We start from the raw sequence: 15,312 nt of genomic DNA, 5'->3' as shown, positions 1-15,312 counted from the left end.
ATCGTGCCACGCGGGTACCACTCATCACTAGGACAGGAACGGGGCGTGCGGAAGCCGGAAAACGGCCACTCCGGCAAGAATGCAAGCCCTGCGCGCGCGCTCGCATTGCGCAAGTTGCGCGGGGCGGTTGGATTGGTGCACAAGATTTGCGCAAACGCTGCCTGATTTTTAGGCAGAAGGGCGGAAGAACCCCTCCGACCCGCCTGCGGCGGGCCACCTCCCCATTTGTCCCTGCGGGAAAAATGGAGAGGACCATCTTTTTCCTCCCCATTTTTGCGAAGCACAAATGGGGAGGTGGCTCGCGAAGCGAGACGGAGGGGTTCTTACCCCCCTCAACCACCGTAAGGCGGCTGGTGCAGCCCCTTCGGGCTCAGCGTGAAAATCTCGCAGCCCGTTTCGGTCACGCCGATCGAATGCTCGAACTGCGCGGAGAGCGAGCGGTCGCGCGTCACCGCCGTCCAGCCGTCGTCAAGCAGCTTCACCCCCGCCTTGCCGAGGTTGATCATCGGCTCGATGGTGAAGAACATGCCGGGGCGCAGCTCCGGCCCGGTGCCCCGGTGCGCGGCGTGGATCACTTCGGGCGCATCGTGGAACAGGCGGCCGAGGCCATGCCCGCAGAACTCGCGCACCACGCCGTAGCGGTGCCGCTCGGCATGGGCCTGGATCGCCGCGCCGATATCACCCAGCCGCGCGCCGGGCTTCACCTGCTCGATGCCGATCATCAGGCATTCGTACGTCACATCGACCAGCCGCCGCGCCTTCAGCGCCACGTCGCCAACGAGGTACATCCGGCTGGAATCGCCGTGCCAGCCATCGAGCAGCGGCGTCACGTCGATGTTGACGATATCGCCATCGCGCAGGATCCGGCTTTCCGATGGGATGCCGTGGCACACCACGTGATTGATCGAGATGCAGCACGAATGGGTATAGCCCCGGTAGCCCAGCGTCGCCGGGATCGCCCCGCCGTCGAGCGTCATCTGCCGCACCACGTCGTCGAGCGCGGCGGTCGAGACACCCGGCTGCACCATAGGCGCGAGCGCATCGAGGATCTCGGCGGCAAGGCGCCCGGCCTTGCGCATGCCTTCAAAGCCCGCGGGCCCATGCAGCTTGATCGTGCCGTCGCGCGGCATCACATCGGTCTCGTCGGCGATCACATAGTCGGTCATGCAAGGCCATGTAGCGCCTTTGCGCCCGAATTGCGAGGTCACGGCGCCACAAGGGCATGCCGCGCGGTGCAATTTCCTCTCGCACTCGCCGTCAAGCTGCGGCAACACTCGCGGCCACGATGAACCAGCTCGATGCACTGATCCAGCCCGATCGCGGCCAGAAGGCCATTCCGCTCCACCTGACCGACAAGGCCGGCCTGCCGGCTTGGCTCTCCGGCCTGACCGCCGCCCAGCGCGCGGTTCTGGCAGGCCAAGGCTTCGAAGGCGGGGCGGGGGAGACCGCCATCGTCCCCGATGCGGCGGGCGCAGGCGAGGGCTGGTTCGCGGTGGCAGGCGTGGCCGATCCGGTGAAACTTTCCAGCTGGTGCCTTGCGCCCCTGGCTGACAGGCTGCCCGCGGGCACCTACCGGCTGGCCAATCCCGGCGCGGAAGGCCCCGCGCTGATCGGCTGGCGGCTCGCGCAGTACCGCTTCGATCGCTATCGCAGCGATCCTTCCGACAAGGGCGCCCGCCTGCTGCTGACCCATGCGCTCGGCGCGATGAACGCGGCCTATGCCGAAGCCGAAGCGGTGATCCGCGTGCGCGATCTGGTCAACACCCCGGCGGAGGACATGGGCCCCGCGCAGCTTGAGGCCGAAGCGCGCGCGCTGGCCAAGGCGCACCACGGCGTGATCCACGTCATCTCGGGCGATGCGCTGGAGCGCGATTATCCGATGATCCACGCCGTCGGCCGCGCTGCCGCGCGCAGCCATGCGCCCCGGCTGATCGAGCTTGAATGGGGCGATCCTGCACACCCGCGTCTCGCCATCGTCGGCAAGGGGGTCTGTTTCGATTCCGGCGGGCTCGACATGAAGCCAAGCTCGGCGATGGCGTTGATGAAGAAGGACATGGGCGGCGCGGCGCATGCCTTGGCGCTCGCGGGGCTGGTGATGGGCGCGGGCCTGCCGGTGCGCCTGCACCTGTTGATCCCGGCGGTCGAGAATGCCGTATCCGGCAATGCCTTCCGCCCCGGCGACGTGCTGCGCTCGCGCGCCGGCCTGTCGGTGGAGATCACCAACACCGATGCCGAGGGGCGGCTCGTGCTGGGCGACGCGCTTACCCGCGCCTGCGAGACCAGGCCCGACCTGATGATCGATTTCGCCACCCTCACCGGCGCCGCCCGCGTCGCGCTGGGTCCGGACCTGCCCGCGATGTTTGCCCGCACCGACGAAACCGCAAGCGGCCTCCTCGCCGCCGGGCTGGAGCGCGATGATCCCTGCTGGCGCCTGCCGCTCCACGATGGCTACCGCGAAATGCTCAAATCCGATGTCGCGGACCTGCAGAACAGCCCCTCCGGCGGCTTTGCCGGTGCGACCGTCGCGGCGCTGTTTCTCGACCGGTTCGTGGCGGAAGGTGTTGATTGGGCACACTTCGATACCTTCGCCTGGCGCCCCGCCGCCAAGCCCGGACGCCCCAAGGGCGGGGAGGCGCTGGGGCTGCGGGCATCTTGGGGCCTGATCCAGTCCCGTTTCGGCAAGGCTTCCGCGCCTTGAACACTGCGCCGGATGCCTCTAAGCGGCGCGCTTTCCTGTTTGCCGGAAAGCCTGACGTGACCGATCTGATCCTGCCAAGCCTGACGACATCGCATTCGCTGAAGGGCCCCGCGCCCAAGGTCGACAGCCATGCGCACACCCGCGCGGTGCGCGGCGATGTCGCGCATATCCGCTATGCCGGGCAGGTCTTCGTCTCGCACTATGCCGTGCCGATGCCCAAGACGGTCGGCGCCGCCGGGGCGACGCTGCGCACGGCGGGCCGCGAGGACGCCGAAGTGATCGGCACCCTGGCGGCGGGCGAGACTTTCAACCTGCTCGACAAGGCGGGCGGCTGGGGCTGGGGCCAGCAGGGCGAGGACGGCCTTGTCGGTTATCTCCCGCTGACGGCGCTGGAGCCATGACCACGCAAGTTTTCATCGACGGCGCGGCGGGCACCACCGGCCTTGAAATCGCCGACCGGCTGGCGGGACGCAGCGAGTTCAGCCTGATCGCGCTCGACGATGCCCAGCGCAAGGACGCCAAGGCCCGCGCCGAGGCACTGAACGCCGCCGATGTCGCGATCCTCTGCCTGCCCGACGATGCCGCGCGCGAGGCCGTGTCGCTGATCGCCAATGACCGCACCCGCGTGATCGATGCCTCGACCGCGCACCGGGTCGCCACCGGCTGGACATACGGCTTCCCCGAACTCGTCGGCCGCGACGCCGTGGCAAACGCCAGGCGCGTCTCGAACCCCGGCTGCTACCCCACCGGCTTCCTCGGCCTCCTCGTGCCGCTGCTGCGCGCTGGCCTGCTCCCGGCGGACTGGCCCTACACGGTCAACGCCGTCTCCGGCTATTCGGGCGGCGGCAAGGCGCTGATCGCCCGCTTCGAAGACGATGCGGACATCGCCTTCCGCGCCTATGGCCTCGCCCTCGGCCACAAGCATGTCGCCGAAATGCAGGGCCATGCGGGCCTCAAGCACGCACCGATCTTCGCGCCCGCCGTGGTCCCGGCGCACCGGGGCATGGTCGTCGAAGTGCCGGCGCCGCTTGCCGCGATCCCCGGCGCCGCTGCACCCGATGCGCTGCGCGATGCCCTCAAGGCTTTCTACGCTGCTAGCCCGCTGGTGCGCGTGCTCGATGGCGTGCCCGATGAACTTCTGCTGCGCCGCTCGGACGAACCGCGTGATGGTCTCGACCTCTACGTCTTCGGCAGCAAGGATGGCACACAGGCCCGCCTCGTCGCCTTGCTCGACAATCTCGGCAAGGGCGCGAGCGGGGCTGCGGTGCAGAGCCTCAACCTGATGAGCGGCCTGCCCGAGACGGCGGGCCTGCGGCTCTAAGGGCAGCTTGAATTTCCATCCCGCTTGCCCGTTCGTGTCGAGCGAAGTCGAGACATCAAACCCAGCGCCCGGTGTCTCGACTTCCGGCCTTCAGGCCGGAAGTTTATCCCGAGCAATGGCGAGGGGCTCGACACGAACGGAGGATGGGTTAATGGCAAAGAGTATGCGGTATGTGGCCCAAACCTGATCCGGTTCTTCCCGGGCAGGAAAGCGTCTGGGACTATCCCCGTCCCGCCGTGGCGCGCGCCTGCTCGGCCCATGTCATGATCGAACATCGCGGCCAGATCATCGCCGATACCCGCCGCGCAGTGCAGACGCTCGAGACCAGCCATCCGCCGAGTTACTACATCCACCCGGACGACATCGCCCCCGGCGTGCTGCGCCGCGCGTCCGGCTCTTCGCTGTGCGAATGGAAGGGCGCGGCGATCTATTGGGACGTGGTGGTGGCGGGCGAAGTCCTGCCCCATGTCGGCTCGAGCTATCCCAGCCCGACCCGCGGCTTCCTCGCGCTCAAGGATCATGTCGCGTTCTACGCCGCGCCGTTCGATCGGTGCAGCGTGGATGGCGAGACGGTTATCCCGCAGCCGGGCGAATTCTACGGCGGATGGATCACCAGCGCGGTCGCCGGGCCGTTCAAGGGCGGACCCGGCAGCCGGGGCTGGTAGGTCTTATTTTCCGAAGGCGATCGCCGGCTCGTCTGCATCGGGCAGCGTGCCGCCCATCAGTTTGGCCAGCGTGGGGGCGATCGCGCGCATGTCAATTTCGCCGAGATTGCGGCCCTCGGGGATGCCCGGGCCCATGATCATGAATGTGGAGCGCATTTCGGGCGCGGTCGGGAAATAGCCGTGCATGCCCTTGACCGGCGAGGGGAACGCCAGCGGCAGGCTGCCGTTGACGAACGGCCCGGCGACCGCGCCGATCTTGAGGTTCACGTAGAAGCTGGCATCGGGATTGCCGCCGCGCTTGGCGATTTCGGGCGCGTCGATCACGCGGTCGATCTTCGCGGCGGGATCGGCGGCCAGCTTGTCGAGCACGGCCTTGACCTTGGCCTTCAGCGCCGCATCGTCCGGCCGCGCGAGGCGGATCGCGAACGAGCCGCCCGAACCCCACGGCGTTGCATCGGCGGAGGCGATCTTGCCATCGGCGCCCAGCGTGACAAGGCCGGCGTCGATAAACGGGCGGTAGAGATTGATCACGGTATCGACCGGCGCAAAGCCATGGTCGCTGACGAGGGCGATGATCGCATCGGGATGCACCTGTTGCTCCGAGACGATCAGATCATTGACGAACCCGTCGATCCGCTCGAGCGCATGCTTGGCCTGCGGCGAGCCCGGGCCGCTTTCGTGCTCGATATGGTCCAGCCCGGCGAAGTAGACGGTGATGAAACCGGGCTTGTGCCTGATGATCAGGCCTTCGGCGATGCGGCTGCGGAGATAGTCTGCGTCGACATCTTCGGACTTGCCGTCGGCATAGGGCACACCGGCTTCGCCTTCGAGTTCCTCGATCAGACCCGGGGTGGCCAGCGCGTTCACCAGCTTGCGGTCGTCCTCATGGCCGGTGCGCCAGATCTGGGGCAGGTTCCACGTCACATTCTTTGCCGCGACCGAGACCGGCCAATGGACATTGGCGGTGGTGAGCCCGGCATCGTGCGCCGCGTCCCACAGCGTGCGGGCCTTGTTGTCCTCGGCATACCAGAACCAGCCGCCCTGGTTGATCTGCAGCGGATCGAAGGTCGTGTTGTTGACGATGCCGTGCTGGGAAGGCGCGGCGCCGGTGATCAGCGTGGTGTGGCTGGGATAAGTCACCGAAGGCAGCACGCCGACAACGCCGGTGGCATAGGCGCCTTCCTCGATGAAGCGGCGCAGCGTGGCGACCTGGAGGCCGCGTTTTTCGGCTTCGATCACGTCGGCGGGCCGCAGCCCGTCGATGGAAATCAGCAGTACGGGAGCGGCGCGCGCTTCCCCGGCAAGTGCGCTGCCGGAAACAGCAGCAAGAAAAGCAAGGGAAAGCGCGCGACGCATCATGTCAGAAACCTACCTTCACAGTTGCAAAGACCTGCCGCGGAGCACCCGCGAGCAGCGTCTGGTTGTCGCCGCTGTTACCGAAGCCATTTGACCCAATTGTTGCGACATAGCTCTTGTCGAACAGGTTGGTCGCATTGACCTGCAGTTCCACCGGCTTGCGCATCCCCAGATCGAACCGGTAGCCGATCGTGGCATCGACAAGCGCCCGCCCCGGCACCGACTGGTCGTTGGTGTAGGTGAAGTAGCGCTTCGACATGTAGTCAACCCCGACGCGGCCGTAGAGCGGGCCCTGATCGTACGAAATCTCGCCGTGCACAAGGTGCTTGGGGCTGTCCGTCACGGTCTTGCCCGCGGTCGGGATCGTGGTGACCGTGCCATTGGCGCGGATCACGACGTCGTCGCGGTAGGTGTTGTCGTTGTAGCTGTACGACGCCAGCGCCGACCAGCCGTGGCCGAGGCGCAGTTCGCCGCTCGCCTCGATCCCAGCCGAGCGCACGCCGCCGACGTTCTGCAGCGCGTTCGCCGCACCCACGATGCCGACCGAGGTCGGGATCGCCAGCAGGCGGTTGCGGAAGTTCACGAGGTAGCCTGCGAGCACGCCGTGGAAGATGCCGCTGTTGTAGCGCAGACCGGCTTCATAGGTGTCCGACTGCTCGGGCTTGAGGAAGGGCTTGATCGCGTCGAAACCCGCCTGGCTCGAGGAGAACGGACCCGCCGTGGTGGCCGAGGCGAAGGCGCGTGTCACCTGCGTGAAGCCGGCGAAGGCTTCGATCTCGCTGGTGAAGCGGTAGCTCACGCCCGCATGCGGCTGGAACCAGTCCTTGGTTGAAAGGTCGCCCTGGGTACGGCCACCGGCGACGATCGGCCGCGCGTGGTTATCCACCTTGAAGCCCTTCCAGCCGAGGCTGATCGTCGCATCTCCCAGCTTGATCTGGTCTTCGACGTAGTACTGGAACGTCTTGGTGTTGAAGTCGATGTCCCACTGCGTGAAGAACGGATCGCGCTGGAACTTCAGGTGATCGCGGCCCGGATTTGTGCGGCTGGCATAGGCGTAGAACCGGCGCGCCTGGTTGAAATCGTTGTTCTCGTACCACGCGCCGACGGTCACGTTGTTCCAGCCCAGATCGGCGTTCACGCTGCCGAACACGCCCTTGCGGTTGATGTCGTATTCGGTGGTGCGCAGCGCCATCGGCACGCCGGTGGGGCTGTTCACATAAGGCGAACCCCAGGTGCCCTGGCCTTCGTTCTTGTGGAGGTAGGTCTTGAGCTTCACCGTGACGCCCGAGGCGATCGGAGCGGTCAGGCCCACCGACGCCAGCGTGTCGCGGCGCAGGCCCGAGGCGTCGTAATAGGCATCGTCCGCGGTCCTGATCGGGGCGGGGTAGACCTTGCCGGCCGCCGGGTTGAGCGGAGTGGTGCCGGTTTCGCCGCGGTTTGCGGCAATGTCCGCCACCTGGATCGCCAGCGCATAGTTGCCCGGGCCGAAGTTGTCCCAGTTGTAGCCGAGGCGCTTGATCTGGTCGAGGCTGAGGTCCTGATAGTCCTGCTCGGCGCGGTCGGAGTAGCTGAAGTAGCCGTCGAGCGTCACGCTGCCGAGCGGCAGGATGCCCTTGGCGTTGACGTTGAGCTGGCGCTGCTTGCCATCACCCTTCCACTTGTCGGTGGTGATATAGGCGACCGACGCGAAAGCGCGCGCGCCGCTTTCGCTGCCGATGCCGCCGCGCAGGAAGCCGCGCCAGGTGTTGTTCGAGCCGTAGGTGCCGCTGGCGTCGAGGCCGAGCGCGGTCCTGGGATCGATCGAGTAGAAGTTCAGCGTACCACCGAGGTTATTCGTCGACTGCGTGTCGATCGAGCCCGAACCCTGCGAAACGACGGTCGAGCCGATGTTCTCGGTGGTGATCGCGCGGCTGATGTGGAGGCCGTTGTAGTTGCCGTACGACATGTCGCCGAGCGGGATGCCGTCGAGGTTGAAGCCCAGCTGGTTCTGGTTGAAGCCGCGCAGGGTGATGCGGGTCGACCATTCGTAGGTGCCGAAGGCGTCGGCCGACTGGAAGTTCACCGAGGGCAGCTTGGCGATGGCGCGCAGCGGGCTGGTGCCGGCGGCCTGGATGGCAAGGTCGGCGCCCGAGAGTTCCTGGACCTGACGGGTCTTGCCGGTGCCGTAGACGACGATGGCGTCGGCATCGCCGCCATCGGTCGCGGGGGCATCGGCGGCCGCAGCTTCAGGCGCGGCCTGCGGTGCGGGGGCCGCGAGAGCCGGGGTGGCCGCAAACGCCGTGGTGGCGAGCAGCAGGGTAACAAGGCGCATATTAAACTCCCTCATAAAGCCTTGGAATGCTGCGGCCGCTAGGGAGGGAGTGTGACAGTTTTGCGTAAATTTTGTAGTATCTTAGGGTAATTTCAATGGTGACAGTTTTGCGTCGCAGCAATCAGGTCACATCGGATTTTTATTCAAAAATAGGGCGGCAGGCGGCCGTCAATGTACGGTGAGCCGAGGGTGCCAAGGTCCGAAATTCAGCAAGCGTTCAGGCACAGGCCAATTGACTAAAGTTAGCAGAAAGGACGCTCAGCTCTGCACGAATCGCCCACAGCAAAACGCCCCGTACGCATCGCTGCGCCGGGGCGTTTGTGCCTTGTAACGGACGGGCGCGCCGGAGCGCGCGGCCATCAATCTTCGGGAGCGATCGTGACCTTGAGGCCGTCGAGATCGGCGGTCAGCTGCACCTGGCACGACAGGCGCGAGGTGTCGTTGCGGTGGTCCGAGCTTTCCAGCAGGTCGTTCTCGTCTTCGCTCATCTTCGGCAGCTTGTCGGCGAAGGCGGGGTCGACATAGATGTGGCAGGTCGCGCACGAGCAGCAGCCGCCGCACAGCGCGAGAAGTTCGTCGAAGCCGTTGTCGCGGATCGCTTCCATCACCGAGAGGCCGGCAGCGGCCTCGACAGTGGATTCTTCACCCGAGCGGTTAACCACGACAAGCTTCGGCATCGACTTGATCTCCTGTTGAGCGCGGCAGGTTCAGGATGCCAACGCTCTCTGGCCCCATTTGACCCGCGCTGCTATCGCGTGGGGGGCAAGTTGGCAAGGTGCTGCACTGCATCCTGGCCTCAAAAGGAAAGCTGAACCGCATGGGCCTCACCGCCAGCCAGATTGCCGAGGGCCTGACCTTCGTCGGGCAGAAGAACCCGCTGATCGCCGAGGCCGTGGCGCGCGTCGGCCATCCCGAGCCGCGCATCCGCCCGCGCGGCTATGCCACGCTCCTGCGCACGATTGTCGGCCAGCAGGTCAGCGTCGCCGCCGCCGCATCGGTGTGGACCAAGCTTTCGGCACTGCTGGGCGATGATATTCCGCCGCATGACCTGCTCGCCGCCGATTTCGATTCCCTGCGTGCTTGCGGCCTCTCGCGCCAGAAGCAGGGCTATGCGCGCAGTTTGTGCGAGCTGGTGGTGACGGGCGAACTCGATCTCCACGCGCTGCCGGAAGACGACGAGGACGCCATTGCCCAGCTCACCAAGATCAAGGGCATCGGTCGCTGGTCTGCGGAAATCTACCTGCTCTTCGCAGAAGGCCGCCCCGATATCTGGCCGGCGGGCGATCTCGCGGTGCAGGCGGGCATGGGCAAGCTGCTGGGGCTCGCCGAACGCCCGAGCGAAAAGCAAGCGCGCGCGCTTGCCGAAGACTGGCGCCCGCACCGGGGCGCGGCGGCGATCTTCACCTGGCATTGCTATAACAATCCGGCGTTGTAGTCTGGCCTCGTTGGAGGGGAGCCAAGCGATGTCCGAGACGAGCGCTACCATGATGCCGGCTGTGTTCCGCGAACATCATCCTGCGGACCACGACGCGGTCGCGGTGGCGATTGCGCTGTGCTGGTTCCTGCTGCTCGCGGGTTTTGTGCCGGATATGGTGCGCGGCCTCGTCACGGGTCACCGCTATGTGCTGAGCGCCCATCTGCACGCGGCTTCGGCCTTCGGCTGGATGGTGCTGCTTAGCTGGCAGGCGCTCAAGATTCGCGGTGGCCGGCAGGCCGATCATCGTCGCCATGGTCGCCTGATCGGAGGCTGGCTGCTGACGTTTGTGGTGCTGAGCGCGCTGGTCACTGTCTGGACTGCCGACCGCGCCCGCCTTGCCGGCACGATGCTGACCCCGGACGGGAGGCCCTACAACCCGGCCGGGCTGGCTTTCCAGCTTGGCCACGTCATTCCCTTCGTGGTTCTCACCGGACTGGCTCTGATGCGCACGGATCAGCCCGCACTGCATAAGCGGTTGCTGCTTCTGGGCATGTTTGCCGTGCTCGATACCGGCTGGTCGCGATGGCTGGGCCCCGACATGGTCAAGCTTCTCGGGCCAGGCTGGGCAGGGCAACTGCTGTTCCGCTTTCCGGCGAGTTGGATCATGCTTGCGGGTATGGCGTGGTATGACCAGGCAACGCGTGGCCGCCTCCATCCGGCGTTCCTGCCGGCGGCAGGGTTGATCTTTGCCACCCAGCTTGGCTCGGCGATGATCTACTTCACCCCCGGCTGGAGCGCGCTGGCTCGACGTTTGCTTGGCGCCTGAAGCTAACGCGTGCTTGCAGGCATGGCACAGCGAGCCATTGTCGCGCGGCAACGGATAAGGAAATGGCGGCTATGGCGCAGAAGACGATTTTCATCACCGGCGGCGCGTCGGGCATCGGGCGCGCGGTGGCGGAGCGGTTCGGGCAGGCCGGCTGGTTCGTCGGCATCGCCGATATCAACCAGGAAGGCATGGCGGGCACCGCTGCGCTGATTCCGGCGGGGTACTCCTCGCAGCACAAGCTCGACGTGCGCGACCGGGCGGCGTGGGACGTGGCGCTCGCTGACTGCGCGGCGGCCGCGGGCGGCAGGATCGATGTCGTGTTCAACAACGCAGGCATCCCCCTCGGCGGGAAGATCACCGATTGCTCGCCCGAGGAGGTGGAGCGCACGCTCGATATCAACCTCAAGGGCGTGATTTTCGGCGCGCAGGCAGCCTATCCGTGGCTCAAGGCCTCGGCCCCCGGCTCATGCCTGCTCAACACGGCGAGCGCGGCAGGCATCTACGGCGTGCCGGGCGGCTCGATCTACTCCGCGACCAAGTTCGGCGTCCGCTCGATCACCGAATCATTGGATGCCGAGTGGAAGGAAGACGGCATCCGCGTCCGCGACCTGATGCCAAGCTTCATCGAAACCCCGCTGCTCGACCACGCCCCGAACCGCGCCTCGAACGAGGATATCCGGGGCCTCGTTACCTCCGCCGGGCTGGAGATCACCCCCGTGAGCGAAGTGGCGGAAGGCGCGTGGGCTGCCGTCCACGGCGAGAAAGTCCACACCCTCGTCGGCAAGACCGCGAAGAAGCTCGCCTTCGCCGCGCGCTGGATGCCCGGCGCCCTGCGCAAGCAGGTGGGGAGCCGAGGCGGGGCGCTAGGCTAGCCGCCGAACCCGTCGATCGCGCTCGCCAAAGCCACGTCGCGCTGGCTCAGGCCGCCGGCGTCGTGTGTGGTCAACGTGATCTCGACGCGATTGTAGACGTTGAACCATTCGGGGTGGTGATCGGCCTTTTCCGCCAGGATCGCGACGCGGGTCATGAAGCCGAAGGCCTCGGCGAAATCGGTGAAGCGGAACGTGCGCGTGATCGCGAGGCCGTCTTCGCGCAAGGCCCAGTGAGGCAGGGCGGCCAGCGCGGCGGTGCGTTCGGCTTCGGTCAGCTGGGCAATAGCCATTTAAGGGTCTCCTTGGCAGGTCCGGGTCTTTCCCCTATCGCGGCAGATGATGCAACCTGCCCGTCTTGCTGCCTACGATCTTGCCTGCCGGCGCGGCGACCGGCTGCTGTTCCGGGGCGTCAGCTTTGAACTCCATCAGGGCGATGCGCTGCAGCTTGCCGGGCCCAACGGCATCGGCAAGTCGAGCCTGATGCGCATTCTGGCCGGGCTGCTGCGGTCCTACAATGGCCATGTGGAGATCGACGGATCGCTGGCGCTGGCGGATGAACGGCCCGCGCTCGATCCGCACCGGCCGCTGGGCGAGGCGCTGGCGTTCTGGCGGGCGATCGATCAGGCGGGCGAGGCGCGTGCCGATTTCGGGCTTGAAGACTTGCTCGATGTGCCGGTGCGCTATCTATCCACCGGCCAGCGCAAGCGTGCCGCGCTTGCCCGGCTGGCGGCGAGCGGAGCGCGGATCTGGTTGCTGGATGAGCCTTTGAATGGTCTGGATACGCATTGGGGCGCAGCTACGCAGGCAGCAATCGAGGCGCACCGCGCGCTGGGCGGGATCGCGGTGATCGCCTCGCACCAGCCGCTGCAATTGCAGAAGCTGAAGAAGCTGGCGCTGCTGGAGCATTTGCCGTGAGGGCGCTGTGGACCATCTTCCGGCGCGACCTCACGCTGCTGCTGATGGGCGCGCCGGGTCGGGGCGGGGCGCTGCTGCCGCTGCTGTTCTTTCTGGCCGTCGCGATGCTCTATCCCTTCGCGGTGGGGCCGGATGCCAAGCTGCTGGCGCGGACCGGCGCAGGGGTGATCTGGGTGGCGGCCTTGCTCGCCGCGATCCTGCCGCTGGACCGGCTGGTGGAGCCCGATCTCGAAGCCGGGTTCTTCGATCAATGGGCGCTGCGCGGGATTGCCGAGGAAGGGGTGCTGACCTTGCGGATTGTCGCACATTGGCTGAGCTTCGGCGTGCCACTGATGCTGGCGGCGCCATTGGCGGCGGGGCTGCTCAACCTCGACGGCGCGCATTTGTGGACGGTGGAAGTGGGCCTGTTGCTGGGTACGCCGGGGCTGGCGGCCATCGGCGTGACCATTGCGGCGCTGACAGCGGGCCTGCGGGCAGGAGCGGCGCTGGGCGGCTTGCTCGCGATCCCGCTCGCCGTGCCGCTGCTGATCTTCGGCGCAGGCTCGCTCCAGCCGGGCGGGGAAGGCGGGTTGCTGTTGCTCGCCGCCTCGAGCCTTGCCGCGCTGGCCATCGCGCCCTTTGCTGCGGCGGGGGCGATCCGGGCCGGGCGGGAATAGACAGGGACAGTCCCCCTTTTTTGACAGCCGCCCTTCGCTCCCTGAAAGCGCAAATCCGTTGCGGCGGGCGCGGCGGCGCATTACCTCACCGGGCATGAGCCAGACCGTCCAGCCGCCCGCCCTGCAATCCGATACTCTCTCGCTGATCGGCAACACGCCGCTTGTCCTCCTCAAGGGGCCGAGCGAGGCGGCCGGGTGCGAGATCTATGGCAAGTGCGAATTTGCCAACCCCGGCGCCTCGGTGAAGGACCGCGCCGCGCTGTGGATCGTGCGCGATGCGGAGGAGAAGGGCCTGCTGAGGCCCGGAGGCACTATCGTCGAAGGGACAGCGGGCAACACCGGCATCGGCCTTGCGCTCGTCGCCAATGCGCTGGGCTACAAGTCCGTGATCGTGATGCCCGAGACGCAGTCGCGCGAGAAGATGGACACGCTGCGCGCGCTCAGGGCCGAGCTCGTGCTGGTGCCCGCCGCGCCGTTTTCCAATCCGGGCCACTTCGTCCATACCTCGCGCCGCATTGCCGAGGAGACCGAAGGCGCGATCTGGGCCAACCAGTTCGACAACATCGCCAACCGCCGCGCGCATATCGAAAGCACCGCGCCGGAAATCTGGGCCCAGATGGAAGGCCGGGTCGATGGCTTCATTTGTGCGGCGGGGACGGGCGGAACCATTGCGGGCGTCGGCTTCGGGCTCAAGGCGTTCGACGAGAACGTGACGATTGGCCTCGCCGACCCGCATGGTGCCGCGCTTTACAACTACTTCGCCCACGGCGAGCTGAAGGCGGAAGGATCGTCGGTCGCCGAAGGCATCGGGCAGGGCCGCATCACCGCGAACCTCGAAGGCGCGCCGATCGACACGCAGTTCCGCATCTCGGACGAGGAAGGCCTCGAATGGGTGCGCCGCCTGCTGGAGGAGGAGGGCCTGTGCCTCGGCCTGTCGAGCGGCATCAACGTTGCGGGCGCGGTGGCGCTGGGCAAGCAATTGGGGCCGGGCAAGCGGATCGCCACCATCCTGTGCGACACCGGCTTCCGCTACCTCTCTTCGCTCTACAATCCGGAGTGGCTGCGGGCGAAGGGCCTGCCGGTCTTCCCTTGGCTCGCATAAACGCGTAACATCGCAGGGATGGCACTGTTCGGCCTCATTCCTGATCGTTCGCCGGAACCGGCCGCGCCTGCCGGAGACGCCGCTGCGGACGCCGCGCGCCTCGCCGCGCTGCAGCCCCAGCATCCCGGCCCGCGCGAGCTGCGCGCGCAGGCGGTGCACCGGTTGCAGATCGGGCTGTTCGGCCTTGCCGGGATGCTGCTGATCGTCAGCCTCGCCAATGTGATCATGGACCGGGCGAAACTGGTCGACCGAACCACCGGCGGCACGCCCGCTGCTGCCGTCAGCCCGAGCGCCAGCCCAAGCACCGCCAACGACCCGCTGGTCGACATGGGCGTTGCTCCCGAACTCCCCGTTGCGGGCGGGGCCAAGCCGGCGCATCAGGCGCCGCCGGCCTCCTCCGGCAACTGAGCCCACTTCGCACTATTCTCGGCGTTTTGGTCGGCGCACTGGCGCTGGCGGGCTGCCATCGCGCGCCCCCGCCGCCAACGCTTGGCCTGTTCACCACCCTGCCGATCCTGTGGAGCGAGGCGGACGGCGTTTCCGCACAACTTGCCGCGCCCACCAGGCCGCATTGGGCCAAGGCTGTGCTGGAGGAAGGTCGCCCGCTCGTCCCGCTCGATACGCTGCTGCACCCGGAAACCGTGGGCGAGCTCGTGATTGCCCAGCCGCGTCCGCTGGAACCGGCCGAGAACGTCGCGCTCGACAGCTGGGTGCGGGGCGGTGGACATGTGCTGCTTTTCGCCGATCCCTTGCTGACGAGCGAAAGCCGCTTCGCCCTCGGCGATCCGCGCCGCCCTGCTGATACGGTGCTGCTCGGGCCGATCCTTGCGCATTGGGGCCTTGCGCTGGGGGAGGGGCGGGAAAGTGCGGGAACGCCGTTTCCGGTGGAGGCGCCCGGTGAACTCGCTCCGCTGCCAGGCGGACCACGCGACTGCCGGATCGAGCAGGCCGGACTGATCGCGGCCTGCCATATCGGCAAGGGTTTCGTTCTGATCGTGGCCGATGCGGCGCTGCTGGGGCCATCAGCTGGCCCGGACGTGGCCGGACGAGCGCGCAGTCTGCGCGAACTGATGCGGCGCGCTTTCGTCCACTGATTTTTCCACAGGCTATTCCACACAGCCAACTCGCGGGAAATCGCGGGAACGAGGCGTGTCGGCCTGTACACCGAGCGGC

General features: G+C 66.9%; 17 protein-coding genes. 12 read left to right on the top strand and 5 right to left on the bottom strand.

What is annotated here, in order from left to right:
• Window positions 1–332: 332 nt before the first annotated feature.
• Complete coding sequence (gene map / locus NDB2M1_RS03455) at window positions 333–1,166, bottom strand: type I methionyl aminopeptidase (protein WP_054121755.1); 834 nt, start codon at window positions 1,164–1,166, stop codon at window positions 333–335.
• 119 nt (window positions 1,167–1,285) lie between these two features.
• Here map and NDB2M1_RS03450 point away from each other — a divergent pair, with 119 nt between their 5' ends.
• From NDB2M1_RS03450 to NDB2M1_RS03435, 4 genes are all read left to right on the top strand, one after another.
• Window positions 1,286–2,698, top strand: a complete 1,413-nt coding sequence (locus tag NDB2M1_RS03450; RefSeq protein ID WP_072379524.1) for a leucyl aminopeptidase family protein — start codon at window positions 1,286–1,288, stop codon at window positions 2,696–2,698.
• A gap of 56 nt (window positions 2,699–2,754) precedes the next feature.
• Window positions 2,755–3,099 carry an SH3 domain-containing protein gene (locus NDB2M1_RS23055; RefSeq protein WP_072379522.1) on the top strand — a complete coding sequence of 115 codons (345 nt, stop codon included), beginning with the start codon at window positions 2,755–2,757 and terminating at the stop codon, window positions 3,097–3,099.
• Window positions 3,096–4,019 carry an N-acetyl-gamma-glutamyl-phosphate reductase gene (gene argC, locus NDB2M1_RS03440; protein ID WP_072379520.1) on the top strand — a complete coding sequence of 308 codons (924 nt, stop codon included), beginning with the start codon at window positions 3,096–3,098 and terminating at the stop codon, window positions 4,017–4,019. Before NDB2M1_RS23055 ends, argC begins: the two co-directional genes overlap by 4 nt.
• A gap of 170 nt (window positions 4,020–4,189) precedes the next feature.
• A complete protein-coding gene (locus tag NDB2M1_RS03435; protein WP_072379518.1) occupies window positions 4,190–4,684 on the top strand; it encodes a DUF427 domain-containing protein in 495 nt (164 codons plus the stop codon).
• Window positions 4,685–4,687: 3 nt separating this feature from the next.
• On the opposite strand, the gene NDB2M1_RS03430 is transcribed toward NDB2M1_RS03435, so the two are convergent.
• The 3 genes from NDB2M1_RS03430 to NDB2M1_RS03420 form a co-directional block, all read right to left on the bottom strand.
• Window positions 4,688–6,043, bottom strand: coding sequence for an alkaline phosphatase family protein (locus NDB2M1_RS03430; protein ID WP_072379516.1), 1,356 nt, complete (start codon window positions 6,041–6,043; stop codon window positions 4,688–4,690).
• Window position 6,044: 1 nt separating this feature from the next.
• Entirely contained in the window at window positions 6,045–8,351 is a 2,307-nt protein-coding gene (locus tag NDB2M1_RS03425) for a TonB-dependent receptor domain-containing protein (RefSeq protein ID WP_072379514.1), read from the bottom strand.
• A 359-nt stretch (window positions 8,352–8,710) separates the two neighbouring features.
• Complete coding sequence (locus NDB2M1_RS03420) at window positions 8,711–9,028, bottom strand: 2Fe-2S iron-sulfur cluster-binding family protein (protein WP_054121762.1); 318 nt, start codon at window positions 9,026–9,028, stop codon at window positions 8,711–8,713.
• Window positions 9,029–9,168: 140 nt separating this feature from the next.
• Between NDB2M1_RS03420 and NDB2M1_RS03415 the strand changes: the two genes are divergently transcribed.
• The 3 genes from NDB2M1_RS03415 to NDB2M1_RS03405 all read left to right on the top strand — a co-directional run bounded on the left by NDB2M1_RS03415 (window position 9,169) and on the right by NDB2M1_RS03405 (window position 11,466).
• Window positions 9,169–9,786 carry a DNA-3-methyladenine glycosylase family protein gene (locus NDB2M1_RS03415; protein WP_072379512.1) on the top strand — a complete coding sequence of 206 codons (618 nt, stop codon included), beginning with the start codon at window positions 9,169–9,171 and terminating at the stop codon, window positions 9,784–9,786.
• A 28-nt stretch (window positions 9,787–9,814) separates the two neighbouring features.
• Window positions 9,815–10,594 carry a hypothetical protein gene (locus NDB2M1_RS03410; RefSeq protein WP_143146599.1) on the top strand — a complete coding sequence of 260 codons (780 nt, stop codon included), beginning with the start codon at window positions 9,815–9,817 and terminating at the stop codon, window positions 10,592–10,594.
• Between the two features lie 71 nt (window positions 10,595–10,665).
• Complete coding sequence (locus tag NDB2M1_RS03405; protein WP_072379508.1) at window positions 10,666–11,466, top strand: SDR family oxidoreductase; 801 nt, start codon at window positions 10,666–10,668, stop codon at window positions 11,464–11,466.
• Here the strand turns inward: NDB2M1_RS03405 and NDB2M1_RS03400 are convergent.
• On the bottom strand, window positions 11,463–11,756 hold the full coding sequence (locus tag NDB2M1_RS03400; RefSeq protein WP_072379506.1) for a 4a-hydroxytetrahydrobiopterin dehydratase: 294 nt from the start codon (window positions 11,754–11,756) through the stop codon (window positions 11,463–11,465). The genes NDB2M1_RS03405 and NDB2M1_RS03400 overlap by 4 nt on opposite strands.
• Window positions 11,757–11,805: 49 nt before the next feature.
• Here NDB2M1_RS03400 and ccmA point away from each other — a divergent pair, with 49 nt between their 5' ends.
• From ccmA to NDB2M1_RS03375, 5 genes are all read left to right on the top strand, one after another.
• The gene (ccmA, locus tag NDB2M1_RS03395) at window positions 11,806–12,381 is read left to right on the top strand and encodes a heme ABC exporter ATP-binding protein CcmA (RefSeq protein ID WP_072380088.1); all 576 of its coding nucleotides are present in this window, start codon (window positions 11,806–11,808) and stop codon (window positions 12,379–12,381) included.
• Complete coding sequence (ccmB, locus tag NDB2M1_RS03390; protein WP_072379504.1) at window positions 12,378–13,037, top strand: heme exporter protein CcmB; 660 nt, start codon at window positions 12,378–12,380, stop codon at window positions 13,035–13,037. Before ccmA ends, ccmB begins: the two co-directional genes overlap by 4 nt.
• Before the next feature lie 94 nt (window positions 13,038–13,131).
• Window positions 13,132–14,139 carry a cysteine synthase A gene (locus NDB2M1_RS03385; RefSeq protein ID WP_072379502.1) on the top strand — a complete coding sequence of 336 codons (1,008 nt, stop codon included), beginning with the start codon at window positions 13,132–13,134 and terminating at the stop codon, window positions 14,137–14,139.
• 18 nt (window positions 14,140–14,157) lie between these two features.
• Window positions 14,158–14,547 (top strand): hypothetical protein, encoded by a 390-nt coding sequence (locus NDB2M1_RS03380; protein WP_083554625.1) that lies wholly within the window; start codon window positions 14,158–14,160, stop codon window positions 14,545–14,547.
• 26 nt (window positions 14,548–14,573) lie between these two features.
• Complete coding sequence (locus tag NDB2M1_RS03375) at window positions 14,574–15,233, top strand: motility-associated ABC transporter substrate-binding family protein (protein WP_083554624.1); 660 nt, start codon at window positions 14,574–14,576, stop codon at window positions 15,231–15,233.
• Window positions 15,234–15,312: the final 79 nt, after the last annotated feature.

This window comes from Novosphingobium sp. NDB2Meth1, assembly GCF_900117425.1.
In the GTDB taxonomy this organism is placed as follows: Bacteria; Pseudomonadota; Alphaproteobacteria; order Sphingomonadales; family Sphingomonadaceae; genus Novosphingobium.
This window is presented reverse-complemented; position numbering and strand designations above follow the sequence as displayed.

Bases quoted from the DNA above. Each gene is read 5' to 3' on its own strand.
- map (WP_054121755.1), bottom strand. From the start codon at position 1,166: ATGACCGACTATGTGATCGCCGACGAGACCGATGTGATGCCGCGCGAC.
- NDB2M1_RS03450 (WP_072379524.1), top strand. From the start codon at position 1,286: ATGAACCAGCTCGATGCACTGATCCAGCCCGATCGCGGCCAGAAGGCC.
- argC (WP_072379520.1), top strand. From the start codon at position 3,096: ATGACCACGCAAGTTTTCATCGACGGCGCGGCGGGCACCACCGGCCTT.
- NDB2M1_RS03435 (WP_072379518.1), top strand. From the start codon at position 4,190: ATGTGGCCCAAACCTGATCCGGTTCTTCCCGGGCAGGAAAGCGTCTGG.
- NDB2M1_RS03430 (WP_072379516.1), bottom strand. From the start codon at position 6,043: ATGATGCGTCGCGCGCTTTCCCTTGCTTTTCTTGCTGCTGTTTCCGGC.
- NDB2M1_RS03425 (WP_072379514.1), bottom strand. From the start codon at position 8,351: ATGCGCCTTGTTACCCTGCTGCTCGCCACCACGGCGTTTGCGGCCACC.
- NDB2M1_RS03420 (WP_054121762.1), bottom strand. From the start codon at position 9,028: ATGCCGAAGCTTGTCGTGGTTAACCGCTCGGGTGAAGAATCCACTGTC.
- NDB2M1_RS03415 (WP_072379512.1), top strand. From the start codon at position 9,169: ATGGGCCTCACCGCCAGCCAGATTGCCGAGGGCCTGACCTTCGTCGGG.
- NDB2M1_RS03410 (WP_143146599.1), top strand. From the start codon at position 9,815: ATGTCCGAGACGAGCGCTACCATGATGCCGGCTGTGTTCCGCGAACAT.
- NDB2M1_RS03405 (WP_072379508.1), top strand. From the start codon at position 10,666: ATGGCGCAGAAGACGATTTTCATCACCGGCGGCGCGTCGGGCATCGGG.
- NDB2M1_RS03400 (WP_072379506.1), bottom strand. From the start codon at position 11,756: ATGGCTATTGCCCAGCTGACCGAAGCCGAACGCACCGCCGCGCTGGCC.
- ccmA (WP_072380088.1), top strand. From the start codon at position 11,806: ATGCAACCTGCCCGTCTTGCTGCCTACGATCTTGCCTGCCGGCGCGGC.
- NDB2M1_RS03385 (WP_072379502.1), top strand. From the start codon at position 13,132: ATGAGCCAGACCGTCCAGCCGCCCGCCCTGCAATCCGATACTCTCTCG.
- NDB2M1_RS03380 (WP_083554625.1), top strand. From the start codon at position 14,158: ATGGCACTGTTCGGCCTCATTCCTGATCGTTCGCCGGAACCGGCCGCG.